At 40.3% G+C, this 15,231-nt stretch carries 15 protein-coding genes; 6 read left to right on the plus strand and 9 right to left on the minus strand.

Annotation, left to right across the window (positions count from 1 at the left end; all coding sequences use genetic code 11):
• Window position 1 precedes the first annotated feature (1 nt).
• From D3P12_RS13970 to D3P12_RS13990, 5 genes are read right to left on the minus strand one after another with little or no spacing between them, the layout of a single operon-like run.
• Window positions 2-469 (minus strand): SRPBCC family protein, encoded by a 468-nt coding sequence (locus D3P12_RS13970; protein ID WP_118196499.1) that lies wholly within the window; start codon window positions 467-469, stop codon window positions 2-4.
• Window positions 470-472: 3 nt separating this feature from the next.
• The gene (locus D3P12_RS13975) at window positions 473-931 is read right to left on the minus strand and encodes a hypothetical protein (RefSeq protein WP_118196501.1); all 459 of its coding nucleotides are present in this window, start codon (window positions 929-931) and stop codon (window positions 473-475) included.
• The gene (locus tag D3P12_RS13980) at window positions 928-1,764 is read right to left on the minus strand and encodes a phytoene/squalene synthase family protein (protein WP_118196503.1); all 837 of its coding nucleotides are present in this window, start codon (window positions 1,762-1,764) and stop codon (window positions 928-930) included. The genes D3P12_RS13975 and D3P12_RS13980 overlap by 4 nt, the downstream gene beginning before the upstream one ends.
• Complete coding sequence (locus D3P12_RS13985) at window positions 1,761-3,242, minus strand: phytoene desaturase family protein (RefSeq protein ID WP_118196506.1); 1,482 nt, start codon at window positions 3,240-3,242, stop codon at window positions 1,761-1,763. The genes D3P12_RS13980 and D3P12_RS13985 overlap by 4 nt, the downstream gene beginning before the upstream one ends.
• Entirely contained in the window at window positions 3,239-3,898 is a 660-nt protein-coding gene (locus D3P12_RS13990) for a MarR family winged helix-turn-helix transcriptional regulator (RefSeq protein WP_118196508.1), read from the minus strand. The genes D3P12_RS13985 and D3P12_RS13990 overlap by 4 nt, the downstream gene beginning before the upstream one ends.
• A gap of 129 nt (window positions 3,899-4,027) precedes the next feature.
• Between D3P12_RS13990 and D3P12_RS13995 the strand changes: the two genes are divergently transcribed.
• On the plus strand, window positions 4,028-4,351 hold the full coding sequence (locus tag D3P12_RS13995) for a TonB-dependent receptor plug domain-containing protein (RefSeq protein ID WP_118196510.1): 324 nt from the start codon (window positions 4,028-4,030) through the stop codon (window positions 4,349-4,351).
• An 89-nt stretch (window positions 4,352-4,440) separates the two neighbouring features.
• A complete protein-coding gene (locus D3P12_RS14000) occupies window positions 4,441-5,442 on the plus strand; it encodes a TonB-dependent receptor plug domain-containing protein (protein ID WP_118196511.1) in 1,002 nt (333 codons plus the stop codon).
• A gap of 158 nt (window positions 5,443-5,600) precedes the next feature.
• On the opposite strand, the gene D3P12_RS14005 is transcribed toward D3P12_RS14000, so the two are convergent.
• On the minus strand, window positions 5,601-5,840 hold the full coding sequence (locus D3P12_RS14005; RefSeq protein WP_118196513.1) for a hypothetical protein: 240 nt from the start codon (window positions 5,838-5,840) through the stop codon (window positions 5,601-5,603).
• A gap of 25 nt (window positions 5,841-5,865) precedes the next feature.
• A complete protein-coding gene (locus tag D3P12_RS15835) occupies window positions 5,866-6,147 on the minus strand; it encodes a heme-binding domain-containing protein (protein WP_394341521.1) in 282 nt (93 codons plus the stop codon).
• Here D3P12_RS15835 and D3P12_RS14015 point away from each other — a divergent pair.
• Both D3P12_RS14015 and D3P12_RS14020 read left to right on the plus strand, forming a co-directional pair.
• On the plus strand, window positions 6,115-6,306 hold the full coding sequence (locus tag D3P12_RS14015; protein WP_118196517.1) for a hypothetical protein: 192 nt from the start codon (window positions 6,115-6,117) through the stop codon (window positions 6,304-6,306). The genes D3P12_RS15835 and D3P12_RS14015 overlap by 33 nt on opposite strands.
• 65 nt (window positions 6,307-6,371) lie before the next feature.
• Window positions 6,372-6,677 (plus strand): hypothetical protein, encoded by a 306-nt coding sequence (locus D3P12_RS14020; protein ID WP_157970360.1) that lies wholly within the window; start codon window positions 6,372-6,374, stop codon window positions 6,675-6,677.
• A 9-nt stretch (window positions 6,678-6,686) separates the two neighbouring features.
• Here the strand turns inward: D3P12_RS14020 and D3P12_RS14025 are convergent, their stop codons facing one another.
• The gene (locus tag D3P12_RS14025; RefSeq protein ID WP_118196521.1) at window positions 6,687-8,813 is read right to left on the minus strand and encodes a TonB-dependent receptor plug domain-containing protein; all 2,127 of its coding nucleotides are present in this window, start codon (window positions 8,811-8,813) and stop codon (window positions 6,687-6,689) included.
• A gap of 199 nt (window positions 8,814-9,012) precedes the next feature.
• Here D3P12_RS14025 and D3P12_RS14030 point away from each other — a divergent pair, with 199 nt between their 5' ends.
• Both D3P12_RS14030 and D3P12_RS14035 read left to right on the plus strand, forming a co-directional pair.
• Entirely contained in the window at window positions 9,013-9,618 is a 606-nt protein-coding gene (locus D3P12_RS14030; RefSeq protein ID WP_157970361.1) for a hypothetical protein, read from the plus strand.
• 197 nt (window positions 9,619-9,815) lie between these two features.
• The gene (locus tag D3P12_RS14035; protein ID WP_118196524.1) at window positions 9,816-11,525 is read left to right on the plus strand and encodes an APC family permease; all 1,710 of its coding nucleotides are present in this window, start codon (window positions 9,816-9,818) and stop codon (window positions 11,523-11,525) included.
• Here the strand turns inward: D3P12_RS14035 and D3P12_RS14040 are convergent.
• Window positions 11,494-15,219, minus strand: a complete 3,726-nt coding sequence (locus D3P12_RS14040; RefSeq protein ID WP_118196526.1) for a GDSL-type esterase/lipase family protein — start codon at window positions 15,217-15,219, stop codon at window positions 11,494-11,496. The two genes, D3P12_RS14035 and D3P12_RS14040, sit on opposite strands and share 32 nt — an antisense overlap.
• Window positions 15,220-15,231: the final 12 nt, after the last annotated feature.

A 15,231-nucleotide genomic window follows, 5' to 3' on the forward strand; every position in this document is an offset into this window, starting at 1 on the left:
ATCAATTCTTTATTGGGTTAAACATTTTCTCCAAAACTCCGTAGCGGAAATCAAAGATATGCGCCAATTTCTTTTTCACAAAAAGCCGATGGGCGACCTTCCCCAGAAAGCCGAAAGGCAATTCATAATCTACCGTATCTTTCATCAGCACACCACCTTTATGGGGGATAAATTCATGAAAATGGTTCCAGTATTTATAGGGCCCTTTCTCCTGAAAATCAGTAAAGCTTTTATGGGGCGTCACATGGGTAATTCTCGTTCTCCACTTCAACGGAACTTTCAGCAACGGCGAAACGATATAATCGATAACCATTCCTTCAACAATCTGTTCGCTATTATAATCCGACAGCACGGTAAAACCCATATCCTTGGGTGTTATTTTCGACAGGTTCTTTGGAGAAGAGAAAAAATGCCACGCTGTTTCGATATCGCAATTCAATTGTTGCTCCCTGTATAACCTGTGTTTCATAGCTTAGTCTATTAAAAGCGTTTCTATATTTTTCTTCAAAATCTCCGACCCGATTTGGTGGCGGTTCTCCTTAATAAATTCGGTATCCTCATTTATGTTTGATTTATATCCTAAAAAAGACGGTGCATTTTTTTGAACCGAAAGGCGGATAAACCTTAACTCCACATTGGCAGGTTCTTTTTTGATTGCTTGCTCGATGTTTTTCTTCCCTTCTTTAAATGTGTTGAGTTTACTTATCGGATTAAAGACGTGATTGGCCCAAATGGTTTGCAAAGCACCTAAATAAGCCAAATGTGTAGCTGAATTGTTCTTTGCTTCCGCTAATTCCGCAATCATTTTTTCACACAATTCTTTATCAGATACCACTTTGCTGTAATTTGCCCTTACTGTATCCAAACCGGTTGTATTAAAACTTGTCAGTAAACATAAGACAGATATCAGTAAACCAAGAAATTTCATCATAAATAAGCGGTTTTATATCTTATATAACTTTTAAATGCCACAAATGCCTTTTCGGAATTAAGAATACGAACCCTATTTTTCAGTATCTCTTTGGAAGATTTACTTTTTATCTTTCGGAACAGAGACAAATAGTATTTATACGCCAGATACACACCAAACATGGATGAATGGGGCAGTTTCCTGATCCCGGCTAAGGCTTCTTTGAACTCTTCTTCTATTTCGTTTTCAATCTGCGATTTCACACCATTATCAAATACGCACATATCAATATTCGGGAAATAAGTCCTCCCCAAAACCACATAATCCTCTTTCAGGTCCCTTAAAAAATTGACCTTCTGAAAAGCCGATCCCAACTTCATTGCATAGGGTTTCAGTTCATTGTATTTTTCCCTATTCCCATCCGTAAAAACTTGCAGGCACATTAACCCAACCACTTCCGCTGAACCAAAAATATATTCCTTATATAGTTCTGAATTGTAATCTAATTTCTGCAGATCCATTTCCATGCTGTGCAAAAATTGCTCGATTAGCTTTTTCTCAATTTGGTATTTACGTACGGTTTCTTGAAAAGATTGTAGAATAGGGTTGAGCGAAATTCCTTCATGCAGTGCATTGTCGGTTTCTGCTTTTAATCGATTCAATAGCTTCTCTTTATCGTACCCGTGAAAACTATCAACGATTTCATCTGCCAACCTTACGTACCCGTATATCGCATATATGGCAGAACGGATGGTCGGTTTCAGAGCTAAAATTCCCAAGGAAAAACTTGTACTGTATTTTTGGGTTGTTATCTTGCTTACCGAGTAAGAAAGTTCGTCAAAAAGCTGTTTCATCGTTCTTTATGTTTAAGTTTGATTATTTCGTTTGCTACAATTTTACCCGATATGATGGACGGAGGTACTCCGGGCCCGGGAACGGTCAATTGACCCGTGTACAATAAGTTTTTCAGCTTTTTATTTCTTATTTTAGGTTTCAAAACCGCAGTTTGACCGAGTGTATTTGCCAGTCCGTAAGCATTGCCATCATAGGCATTGTAATCTGAAATAAAATCGCTGATGCAATAGCTCCTTTTATATTCAATTTTTGATTGCAGATCGATTATACCTGTATGTCTTTCGATCCTTGAAAGCATTTCTGCTAAATATTTTTCCCGTACGGGTTCTGCGTCCTTTATCCCGATAGCCAAAGGCATTAATAAAAACAGGTTTTCCTTGCCTTTGGGTGCAATGGCATCATCTGTTTTTGACGGACAACAAACATAAAATAATGGTTTCCCAGGCCATTTTTTCTCGCCATAAATGCAATCGAGATGTTCGTCCAGATCATTCTCGAAGAAAAGTGTATGGTGCTTTAGGTTGGGGATGGGTTGATTTACACCTAAATAATAGATCAAACTTGACGGTGCAAATGTTCTGTTTTGCCAATATGCTTCAGAATAATTTCTATATTCTTTGTCTAAAAGTGTTTCTGTGTGATGATAATCCGAAGAAGCAATTACAGTATCAAATTCATAGGTTTCGCCATGGATAGTTAAAGACCTTACTGTGCCATTTTGTGTATTTATGCTTTCAACGGTTTTATTAAAATGAAAAGTTGCACCCTGGTCCTCGGCTACTTTTTTCATTGCCAGCACCAATTGATAAAAGCCCCCTTTCGGATAATGTGTTCCCATAGCATATCCCCCGTAATTCATCAAACTGTACAATGCCGGAATGTTGTTTGGGGAAGCACCCAGAAAAATTACAGGAAACTCCATCAATGTCCTTAACTTTTCATTCTTAAAGTGTTTGGCAACATAAGCTCTGAAGTTCGTCAGCAAATCCAATTTCATTGCACTTTTGGCTATTTTCGGAGAAATAAATTCGGACCAATTATGGCAAGGCTTATTCACAAAATCCTTCATCCCAACCTCATACTTGAACTTGGCCGATTGCATAAACTTCTCTAATTGCAGACCTGCGCCTTTTTCGATTTGCTCAAACAAAATTTTCAGCTCGCCTAAACTTTCAGGCACACTAATTTTCTCTTCTGAAAAAACCACTTCAAACTGCGGATTTAACGAAATCAACTCGAAGAAGTCAGACGTTTTGTAGCCGAAATCCGCAAAAAAACTTTCCATAATATCAGACATCCAATACCAGCTCGGCCCCATGTCAAAAACGTAACCTTGTCCGCTAGTAAACTGTCTTGCTCTCCCTCCTGCCTGGTCGTGTTTTTCAAATACGTGGACTTCATTACCCGCTTTTGCTAGGTATGCGCTTGCAGATAAACCCGAGAAACCGGAACCGATAATGGCTATTCTATTCTTCATCGCTTTTTGTCGTTTAATATTTCGCTCAATAAGAATTCGGGTCCGATATTTTTATCATAGATCGTTTGATGAAAATCGTTGAGTTTATTAAGCAATCGGATCAATTCCATCTTTTCGTTTCGCGTTAAATTTCCTGTAACGATTTCGGTTGCTTTTCTGATTTTGTCCATTTGATTTTCTAAAGCTTCAAGACCTTTATTGCTGATTTTCAAAACCTTGCTCCTTTTATCGACTTCAGAATCAGTTTGATTAACCCAGCCTTGCGCAATCAAACGGTTGATAATTTGCATCCCGGCAGGTTTTTCGTGTACATTCTTTTTTATCAAATCCATCTTGGTCATTTCGCCAAATGCTTTTAGATTAATGAGGTAAATGAAGTCTTCCTGCGAAGAGAAGTCTGAACCGAAAATGGCCGATTTGGAGTAACTTTTGGCATATCTGTTCATATGGACAATTAATGTATTGATTACGCTTTCCGCACTTCGCCCGTTTTCCTTTCCTTCCCAATTAGGCTCAATTATATTATCGTTCTTATAATTAACAGTTATCCACTTTTTAAAACCTTCGATATCATTAGGATATGTTTTTTCTAATAAATTCTCCGCTTCAAATTCTTCAAGCAGATCGACAACATTTTTTAGAATATCGTATTTCACTTCAGTTTATTTTTAGAATACAAATATATCAAATATTTAAAAAAAAGTATATTTTTATACTTAAATAGTTTTATTTAATTTGCGCTTTTGTTAATGTTTCGAAGAATGAAGCACATAAAGGCTTATTGATTGATTATATTATTTCCGCTCAGTAGCTTTGCACAAAAAAATAGTGTCATTATCGGCAGCATTCTTCAACAGCTTACTTCGGAAGAAATCAAAAGCAGTCCTGGCGGAAACTTTGATGTTTCCAAGGTTGTTCAAACTCTGCCCGGTGTGGGCGTAAGTAATGGCACCGGAGACAGAAACGATATTATTATCCGCGGGGGCGCACCCGATGAGAATGTTTATTACCTAGATGGAATAGAGATACCGATACTGAATCACTTCCAGACACAAGGCAGTTCCGGTGGTGCCCAAGGCATGCTTAACGTGTCCTTTATCGAAAGCTAAAACTAACCTCCTCAGCCTTTGATGCCCGGTACGACAATGCCTTAGCATCAACATTCGTAATCAAGCAGCGGGATGGAAACCCCGAACGTTTGTCAGGCAACATTCGGGTAAGTGCTACTGAATCCGTTCTAACATTAGAAGGCCCGATTTCCGAACGAACCACCTTTTTGGCTTCGGGAAGAAAATCATATTTAGGGCTTTTATTTAAACTGATAGACCTCCCAATCCGTCCTAATTTCTACGATTTCCAATATAAAGTCACCCACAAGTTTAACAACAAACTGACGTTAACATCCATCGGTCTCGGCGGTATTGATAATTTTAGCTTTGCCCCTACCAAGGAAGCCAGTGCAGAAAACATCTACGTGTTAAGATCATCACCCTATATAAACCAGTGGAACTATACCGTGGGTTTCAATTTAAGTCAGCAAATCGAAGACGGCTATATTAACTTCATTATCAGTAGGAATCGGTACGAAAACGGTATCGACAAATATGAAGACCAGAACCGTATCGAAAGTCAACGCACCTCCGCAATCAATTCATATGAAATAGAAAATAAATTTCGTTGGAACATCAATAAATTTATAAACGATTGGAAGCTCAGCGGGGGTCTCTCTATCCAAAATGTAAGTTACTTTGGAGACGTCTTCTTGAAGACTGGACCCGAAACCAGCCTATCTTTTAAAAGTGATATCAATTTCTGGAAGTATGGTGCATTTTTGCAGGCTTCAAAAAACCTGTTTAACGAAAACATCCTCGTTTCTGCGGGAGTTCGCACCGATATGAACTCCTTTACCGATCACGGTAAAAATCCTTTAAAGACTCTTTCTCCACGCTTATCTCTCGCTTACCATATAAACAAGCAGATCGACTTAACCGGATCCATTGGAACTTATTTCAAAATCCCAACCTACACCGCTTTGGGCTACCAAGATAGGAATCAAAGGTTCATTAATAAGCAAATGGACTACACACAATCCACCCATTACGTTATAGGAACACAATACCTTCCCAAGACATCGCTTCGTTTCACATTGGAAGGGTTTTATAAGAAATATAAGCATTATCCGGTTTCAGAACGGTTTTAAGGGAAGCTTACACTCCTTCGTTTGTATGTCGCTTTCGTACCTCTTGGGTGGTTTCGGTATGGACATACTCGAACAGCTGTTTGAGTATGTCCATACCGAAACCACCGACCGGCCACCACGAGGATATGTAAAACAAGTCCTATACAAGACTGGGACGGCTAGTTTCTAGACAGAATCATCATCCAAAAACACAGTCCGTTCATCTTTTTAACTTTCCCGGGAATATTGGCTCCTAACCACTGCTCATCCTCCTGTAACCGCCAGATTACAAGATATAATACCGAGCCCGTCGGATAGTTGCCCTCGTCACTTGTTTTGGCATAATTATAAGCAAGATCGTTGCGATATAGAACGGTCCCCTGCCAGAATTTTATTGAGTGAATAGTAAAGTTTTGCATTTTGTTGTGTAGGTGCTAGCGAATCTCACTTCGAAAAATAATCCATTGCTTTACGCCCTTCCCGGATGTGCTCATAAACGAAAAAATTGACAGGGGTAAATTTGTCATACCATTCCAGGTTTGTTTCTGTGGAATGACAATTAAAGCATGATTTTCGGATGATGGAATTTACTTCGTCAGGTACGCCTGTTAGATTACCTACAGGCATATATTCCGGTTCTTTGGGTTTTATAAACTGTAAAAGCCTACAGACGTTCAAAGTGAATTTGTGTGCATGTACAATACGGAAGGAATAGAACTGTGCCACCCCAATCCATCTTTGATAGGCACTAGAATAGATGCCGGGAATTCTACCTTCTCCGGTTCAGACAAAAAACAAAGCTTTCAGAAACTTCTCAACGATGGGCAATCAAATCAGGTATCAGAACGTTTCGAAAGAGTGCCAACCGGGGCTCTGAAATTGTAAGTGTTTATCCAGTAAGGGGAACAGAATGGATGTTGGCAAGCCACGCTAACATAAACGTCATCCAAATGCAGTTAGACAATTTGTATCAAAAATTTTGGGTAGGTACGTTATTATTGGTCATTATTATCACGGGAATTTGCTTTTGGTTGATACGGCTGATACACCGCAAATATGAACAGGAAATGGAGTTGAAAATATCTGGATTAAATGAGGAAGTGAATAACCTGGGTATGCTTTGGATATACGGCTTCCGTTCTGTTTGCATCAGGCTATCGACATCTTCAATGGCAAAAGTTTTCCTCTGGGCAGTAGCGATACTACCCAGAAGGAAAACCATTATAAAAACCAAACCCAGTCTCTTCATTGAATAATTCATTGAATTAGTATAGATTATAACGTAACCCTAAAAACCCTCGAATTCCCTGATTCGGACCATATACGTACGATGGATCAAACGTCAGCGCATAAGGATTGTCCGGTGTCACCATCGCCTGCCCACTTGAATCAAACTGTACGTTCTTGTCAAATGGGTCATGAGCTCTGGCGATAATAAAGGGATTACCTTTATTCGGTGTCCAGTTGAGTAGGTTTTTGACGCCTCCGTATATCTCGATACCTTCTTTCAATTTCTTAGTTAATTGGATATTCTGAATGCTCCGCCAAGGAGAATATTCACTCCGTGGGTCGGTAGAGCTCAACAACGGCAAACGCATCGGCCCGTACAGGTTACCTGTGTAATCTAATGTAAGACCACTTTTACGGAATGTGTAACCTATATTCCATGTTCCGGTAAACTTTTCTGTGAACAACTGTCTTATTATTTCACCATCTTCTTTGCTATAGACATCCATCGCTGTCGCGCCAGCCATTATTTTCAAACCATTGAGAAAAGCAATATCGATGTTCAATGAAACACCCTGAGACACAGCATGTCCATCTAAATTATCATAAATAATCTTATTCGGATCAGTATCGTAATCTGCGATGATCTTGTTATCAAAATAGGTATAAAAAGCTGTTGCATCCAATCCGATAAAGGTGTTTCCTGCATATATCTTTTTCACAAAATTAAGATTGCCATTCCAGGAAGTTTCCGGCTTCAGATCATCAATAAACATAACTTCACGTGCGCCGGTCAATGCCGCATGATCTTCGGTAAACACATTAGCAACCCGGTAACCGTTACCAAAACTTAATCGTAATACGTTGTCCTTATTTGCAGAGCTCCATTTATAATTAACACGCGGCGTAAGAATACTACCATGAAGCGAATTGTAGTCATAACGCATTCCCAGCAGAAGTTTATTGTTCTCATTCAACGTGATTTCATCCTGAATAAAGACTCCCGGAAGGTTGGTATGAGTTGCCTTGTTTTTGTCCAAATCATCGGCACTTGCCGTTGCGGGGGTATTGTCATCGTAATAGGTATAGCGGTAGGCAAGACCTGTTAACAGGGCATGTTTCCCGAGGGTCTTAAACCAGGTTAATTGTCCAAAAGCGATCTTCTGATCGGCTATATAAGGACTGTCTCCGTACATTGAATTCTGGTCATGACCGTTGGCACTGAACTGGAACAAGATGCGTTCGCTAACTGGTAATTGGTAGGTTCCAAACAACTCCCAACGCTTAGTATAAATACTTTCACCATAAACTTCATCTCCCCCTCTGTATTTTCTTTCCCAATCCATTTCGCCGCCCCAGCGATCCTCATAAATATACCGTCCTACTAAGGTAAATATCCGGTTATCGCTTCTATCAAAACTCCATTTGTTAAATATTGAAACTCGGTTTTGAAGTGTAACATCCGTAAAGTTATCGTTGTTATTGTCGATTGGGTTATTGTAGTTAAAATAGTTAAGGCCTACCAAGGATTGTGCTCTTTTGCCGACACTAAACTTAGCACCCAGATCGGCATTGAGCTCCGCCCAAGTGGTGCCAAAAACATCAGCTGAAACAATGGGTGTCGTACCTGGTCTTTTGGTAATGATGTTGATCAATCCGCCGACGGCTTCACTGCCATATAATGTAGAGGCCGGCCCCTTCACAATCTCAATGCGATCAATTAGCGACTGAGGAATTCCACTTAGTCCGTATACGGTGGACAGACCACTTACAATAGGTGTTCCGTCAATCAATATCATTGTATAGGGACCCTCCAGACCATTTATGTGGATATCACCCGTGTTACATACATTGCAATTCAATTGTGGACGGACACCATTAATATTTTGTAATGCATCAAAAAGAGAAGGTGTAGGGTTCGCTTTAAAAAATTTGGAGGTGTAGACTTCCACCGGAATCGGACTTTCAAGTTTAGAAACTTCTTTCATTGTACCCGAAATAACAACCTGTTCTAATTCATTCGTGTCACCTTTAAGAACAAAATTTTTGGAAATCCTCGTGCCTTCGCTATCCGATATCTGACCCGATAATTTGCCTGTTTGAGTGTAAGCTACAAAACCGATAAACGTAAAAAATACAGTAAAAAGTGCTTTAAATCCTTTCATTTATTTTATTCCTTATTTACATTATTAGATTATACAAATCTAATAAGTTAGATTATACTAACAAAGTAAGTTATCACTTATTTTGATTAATGATGATACCCTTCTTCAGCGTGGATAAAAAGCAACTGAGTATATTTTCTGACAATATTTTTTATCTTTAAAAATGAAAATCAAACGATCTAAACCTAAACTCACATCAATGAAAAAAAACTTCTTCCAAGTATTTATGGTGATCTATGTAGTTGCTACTACACTCCTGTTAATCTATTCCTTCACTTCAAATAATGCGATCTTAACTTCTTTTGAAGAAATATCAGTCAAGCGCATCAATATCGTAGATGAAGATGGGCGTAACCGCCTTGTCATATCAAACGAAGAACTGATGCCCGACCCGGTTATCGCAGGGAAAGAATACAAAAGAATGAATGCTCCTGCGGGCATTATATTTTACGACGAAAAAGGAGATGAAACGGGAGGTATCGCCATTTCCAAAATAAATGAAACAGGGGTACGTGCCATCGCTTTTGACTATGCCAATGCAGACGCAATTGGGCTTCTAACCCAAGAAGATCTCAACGGTGACAATTTTAGAGCCGGGATATTGATCAACGATAAAGATTTATCTGGCAAACCTGGCAGCAATATATCACGAATGAAACTGACAACTGAAAACGGTAATGCAGGTTTGATCATCAATGGTCCGGATGAGAAACCAAAGATAAGCATTATTGTAGATAGCTTGGGCAATCCTTCTATTCAGGTTTTCGACAAAAACGGAATCGCTAAAGAGATTTCACCTTTGTAAAAATAAAAAGCTGCTTATAGCAAACTAGAGATGTTAAATTATTTTCGATAAAACATGTGACTTATACTTATTGCTAATCATCTGAATTAAAAAGTACATGTTATGGAAAGCAATATTATCAAACTTGCTTTTTTCTAAAAATTCACCATTCTATAAAAAAATACCTACTTTCATTTTTCGAAACCTTCAACACATACATGTTTAAAAATTTATTTCGAAAAAAATCCATTGAAAGACTCATCCGAGAAAAAGAAGCAGATGCTAACCCTCTTAAAAAAGTATTATCTGTCAAAGATTTGACATTTATGGGAATAGCGGCCGTAGTTGGTGCCGGTATTTTTTCCACAATAGGCTCCGCTGCTTATAATGGTGGACCGGGGGTTTCGACCTTATTCATTATTACAGCAATCACCTGCGGATTCACAGCCTTGTGTTATGCAGAATTTGCCAGCCGTATCCCGGTTTCCGGAAGTGCCTACACCTATTCATACGTAGCTTTCGGCGAACTCGCCGCGTGGATTATCGGGTGGGCGCTTATCCTAGAATACTCTATCGGCAACATTGTCGTTGCGATTTCTTGGAGTAGTTATTTCAATAACCTCTTGGTACACTTGTTTAATATCCACCTCCCAGACTGGATGATTATCGACCCGATGACAGCCAAGAATGCATTTTTAGAATCAACCGCCATGCTTTCTTCCGGAGTAGAATTGTCGGCTAAACAGGTTCAAGCATACGAGTTTGCAATCCATGCTTATAACAGCGCGCCGATGCTCGGCGATACGAAGATATTTTTCAATCTTCCGGCTTTTATTATTGTCGCATTAGTCACCTGGCTCGCATATATCGGAATAAAAGAAAGTAAACGCACAGCCAACTTTATGGTTTATTTCAAAGTGGCTGTAATTTTGTTCGTCATCGTTGCCGGAGCTTTCTTCGTTGATACAAATAATTGGCGACCGTTTCTTCCAAATGGGTTTGAAGGTGTTTTAAAAGGCGTTTCTGCTGTTTTCTATGCTTATATCGGTTTCGATGCAATATCCACAATGGCCGAAGAAACAAAAGATCCGCAACGCGATATGCCACGGGGAATGATCTATTCACTCTTAATTTGTACCGGCTTATATATCTTAATTGCACTAACCTTAACCGGCATCGAACATTACTCACATTTCAACAACGTAAGCGACCCTTTAGCTTTCGTATTCGAAGAACGCGCGCCGTGGATTGAAAAGATAGTTTCTATAAGCGCCGTTGTAGCTACCACCTCGGTTCTGTTGGTATTTCAGATTGGACAGCCTAGGATCTGGATGTCAATGAGCCGTGACGGTCTATTGCCGAAACGGTTTCAGAAAGTCCACCCCAAGTACCAAACACCTTCGTTCGCAACGCTAATAACCGGTGTTATCGTGGGTATCGGCGCATTGTTTATTGAGAGTGATCTAGTTACCGACCTGACAAGTATCGGAACTTTGTTTGCATTTATTTTAGTTTCAGGAGGAGTTTTATTTCTACCACCAAAAATCAAGGAAAAAGGCAAATTCAACTTGCCTTATCTGAACGGAAAATGGATTATACCTGCCCTTTTCCTGCTTTTTGTCTATATATTCAGAAATCGTACTGTGGCTGCATTTACTGAGTTTAACCTCGGTAATACACAGGAAGTTTTGTTTATCATTTTCCTCATTTTCGCGTTCTTTATATCAATCATGACCTTCGTTCGCAACTATTCAGTTATACCAATTATGGGCGTTCTGATGTGTTCTTACATGATGATCGAGATCCCACTGGTGAGCTGGAAATGGTTTATGGTATGGATGATATTAGGTTTGGCAATCTATTTCCTCTATGGATATCGAAACAGCAAACTCGCGTCTAATCAACCGTCCACGACAGAGCAGGTTTAATTGTCACCCGGTCGCCTACACCTACGGTCGAAAACCATACATCATCGCCTGCAGCAATTTTGCGTGCAGGCTCTTCGGCCATGACAATTTTCCCTCCTTCTACCTTTTCTACTTTGGCTACCGGAATCTTATTATCATCCAGGAGAGTCACTCCATTATAAAACCATGAAAAAGGCAGATAGGTACTGCTGACAGCAACCTTGTCCTCTACCTTATCCAAACGCGCAACACCAGTCAACAGGTCGTCCGTAGTTTTGATCTTCCAAACCTTACGACGTTCTGAAATATCTTTGATAGGATGCACCACAGTTTGATAGGCATTGCTAAAATGAACGGCTGTGCTTGGATTATTATACGATCCCCTTTTTTTGCCCCTTTCTATTTTTACAGTAATTTCGTTTGTATTGACATCGAAATCAGTTACGATACCTTCTATCGGATCAGCTACAAATTTTTTACCCTTGTAAGTTAAATACGTTCCATTGCTAATAAACACACGTCTTAAAACGTCATTTTTGTCTATTGTAACGACTGCTGTATTTGCATCCGTTTCGATAGCATAAAGATCCATCGTTTTCTTGCTATTATGAATATCGTTAATAACGATATCTCTTTCATCTGCACGCTCTATTTCCACAGCTATCCCTTCACCTTCTTTCAAATGGACAACTTTAGCCGACTCGATATACGCATTTGTCTGATAGGGCTCCATAACACTAACAAAAGTACTTTTCAGTGTATCTGAACCGCCTCCTTTTCTTCTTGAAATTAAATATTTGATCAAATGATCTTTCGCGCGTGGCTTATCAAATGCATCGGCCATGTAAACATCTTGTGCTCCCAAGCCTAATAAATGGATTCGCAGGCGCGCAGCGTCGTCACGTTTATGATGATACTGAACAATAGGTTGTTCACCGTCTAAACTTTGAACATTAAATAAATACTGAAAGCCTGACCCTCGATAGCCGGTATAGCCTCCGGAGTAATCTTCGGCTGCCAGCTTAGCATTGTCGTAAATTTCACCAACAGCTACATTAGGCCCGGCAAGTGTGCCGGGTTGCTTATCACCCAAAATCCCTTCTTGCAATGAAACAGAGCCCGGTGGACCATGAAGTATGTAGTCGTGTTGCTTCCCGCCCGCTACCCGGAAGAAATCAACAACATAACTTTGACCATTTCCTACATCCACCATCGTCAGGTTACGTCTATATTGAGACGTTTGGGAATAGGCTGGTGACGAGGCGTCCATCGTCCTGGCGAATTCGCCATCGGCAAAATTATGTAAAACGCCGGGCCGATTCGTATTTTGTTTACTAGCGTCAACAACGACCGTATTATGGTTGACTGTGTTATTTGACCATGTATAGACTTCCTGCACATATGCGTTCATCGCATCTGGATAGCCCAAATCCGGCATCATCTTCTGACCATTGGCAAAAAGCTCAAAGTTTAGAAAATCCCAATGGTAGTGAGCAAAATGCATCCCATAGGTAAAAGCGAGAGCCGTTTCATCTTTCTTATCGTTTAATATTCCCAGACCGTAGCCAGCCAACAGACGACTTTTTTGAGGAGCAACGGCTCTATTGTCTGCAAGCACAGGATTTTCGGGCAAAATATCACGAAACAGCGAATTAAAACCCGAATAGGCGTTACCACCGACCCGATCTGCACTGGCCAGCCAGTCGAGATAACGAGGATCTTTATAAACATTATAAGCTTCCTGATATACATTAGGGTTTCGCCCGAGCGCATCTCCAATCGTGTTTCCCGTATCTCCCCAATCCACCGTATATTTGCCTGCGGCAACCACCTCCAGAGGGCCGTCAAAAACACGCTTCAGTCGCGGGTCTTTATAAAGGTCAATACCCCCCTTTTTCAGTAACTCACTCAGATCTGCAAACTTGGACACCCAAAGCAGATTATAACCGGGAGACTCGAAAGCCTGGCCGTCTCTGAAAATGCTGTTATAAAGCGCGTAACGCAATCCAGTATAACCACGACTATCGCCAGGCTCATCAACGATTAAATGGATATATTTTTCGGTATCCATATGCTGGCGTGCCAATAGAGTATATAGTAGAGCAGACTGATGCATTCCAAAGTTTCCTAAAATCTTTCTTTCAGCATAGGCATCCACCGCCTCTTCTAGCAGATTCGCTTCGATAAATGATCTGATTCCCTTTCCATCCTTACCATAAAGCTGCTGCAGAACTTGATCATCATCAATACTATCCCAAATCGCATCGTAAGCTTCAGCGGCATTACGTATAAAACCGGTTTCCCAAATTGCGTTCACTACTTTTCCCCGATAATCCCGGTTCTCAGCTTTGCTCATCAGTCCATAACGCGATTGATTAGCATAATCCATCTCCGGATAAACCTCAGCCAAGCGATACAACATAACCGCCGCTTTATGAGCATAACGCTTATCGCCAGTCAACAAATAGGCCCTTGCTAAATTTAAAATTCCACCGTTCACATGTCCGTGCCATATCCAGTGATTAGCATAGGCTACAAACCAATAGCGTTCACCTTCCGGGGATACCCAGCCCCAACCATCATCAACATATTGAGTATCCCAATCTTTCTTCTCTTCAAAATCGCTTAAATAATAACTTTCGTAATCGTTTGACGGGTACACTTCTCCACCTATTGGGCATTTAACCTTAAAAGGCTGCGAGAGGTCAAGTATCCATGGGTAGGCACCTTTTTTAAATACCTCTTCACCGTGCTCCGGACAACCTTTGGGGCTCAAATCAAAAGAACGCGGCACCCGAGCATCCGCTAACAAATCACGGAGATCCTCATCAGAACGATCCAGCCATGCATCGGCAGCTTTAATTAAGTTTTGCTTCACTTTCTTAGCTTCAGGATACCGCTCAATGGCGGCCGTCGCCACAGCAAGTTCTGCATCGGAATATATCGTCCGCCCTGTCTTGAGGGGATATTGCGGACTACGAGCTTCTTTTTCTATGAAAGGAGGGATATTTAAGGGTTTAGCAGCCCGTCGTCCAAAAGGCTTGCTAAATATGGATGCCTGATTCTTAAGAGCTTCTACCCATACCGCATAACCTTTAGGCGATAGGTGCAACTTATCTGACACATAAAGCTCCGGATTCGGACGCCCTTTTTCGTCGACCATTCCGCTATAGATGTCAATATACTGAAGTTTCGGCCCTTCTTTTTTACTCAATGCTTCAAGCCGACTATTTAATGCTACGGTTTCATCCTGATAATCAAGCCATCTTTCACTTGGTTTAGTAGAGATTACATATACATCTGATTCAGGCAATTCCTTCCGGATCTGACTATATAGCTCAATAAAAGTCTTGTATATTTCATCTACGTTACTGCCTTTTACCAGATCATTTTCACCAGCATATAAGAAAATAGCCTTTGGCTGATAGGGAAAAATAATATCCTTCGCGTAATGCAAGATATCTTTAAATTCACTTCCTCCAAAGCCCCGTTGAATAATGGGATACCCTGAAAACGACTCTTCTAAATCATCCCAACGGGCAATAGACGAGCTACCGATAAATAAAACACTTCCCTTTTTGGGGAAGGAAACACTGTCTTGCTTCTTAAAGTTCTCAATACTGGAGTAAAAAGGCCAATCAGACTGAGCAACTGTTTTAGATACTGAAATACCAAGAAGGGAAACGATAATCAATAGCGGATATAGCTTATTCATTCTTAACTTATT

It is taken from the genome of Pedobacter indicus (assembly GCF_003449035.1).
Taxonomy (GTDB): Bacteria; Bacteroidota; Bacteroidia; order Sphingobacteriales; family Sphingobacteriaceae; genus Albibacterium; species Albibacterium indicum.

Excerpts from the sequence above, each read along its gene's own strand:
- D3P12_RS13975 (WP_118196501.1), bottom strand. The coding sequence starts at position 931 with ATGATGAAATTTCTTGGTTTACTGATATCTGTCTTATGTTTACTGACA.
- D3P12_RS14005 (WP_118196513.1), bottom strand. The coding sequence starts at position 5,840 with ATGCAAAACTTTACTATTCACTCAATAAAATTCTGGCAGGGGACCGTT.
- D3P12_RS14040 (WP_118196526.1), bottom strand. The coding sequence starts at position 15,219 with ATGAATAAGCTATATCCGCTATTGATTATCGTTTCCCTTCTTGGTATT.
- D3P12_RS14020 (WP_157970360.1), top strand. The coding sequence starts at position 6,372 with ATGCAGTTAGACAATTTGTATCAAAAATTTTGGGTAGGTACGTTATTA.
- D3P12_RS14015 (WP_118196517.1), top strand. The coding sequence starts at position 6,115 with ATGTACAATACGGAAGGAATAGAACTGTGCCACCCCAATCCATCTTTG.
- D3P12_RS14035 (WP_118196524.1), top strand. The coding sequence starts at position 9,816 with ATGTTTAAAAATTTATTTCGAAAAAAATCCATTGAAAGACTCATCCGA.
- D3P12_RS13970 (WP_118196499.1), bottom strand. The coding sequence starts at position 469 with ATGAAACACAGGTTATACAGGGAGCAACAATTGAATTGCGATATCGAA.
- D3P12_RS14025 (WP_118196521.1), bottom strand. The coding sequence starts at position 8,813 with ATGAAAGGATTTAAAGCACTTTTTACTGTATTTTTTACGTTTATCGGT.
- D3P12_RS13980 (WP_118196503.1), bottom strand. The coding sequence starts at position 1,764 with ATGAAACAGCTTTTTGACGAACTTTCTTACTCGGTAAGCAAGATAACA.
- D3P12_RS14030 (WP_157970361.1), top strand. The coding sequence starts at position 9,013 with ATGAAAAAAAACTTCTTCCAAGTATTTATGGTGATCTATGTAGTTGCT.
- D3P12_RS13985 (WP_118196506.1), bottom strand. The coding sequence starts at position 3,242 with ATGAAGAATAGAATAGCCATTATCGGTTCCGGTTTCTCGGGTTTATCT.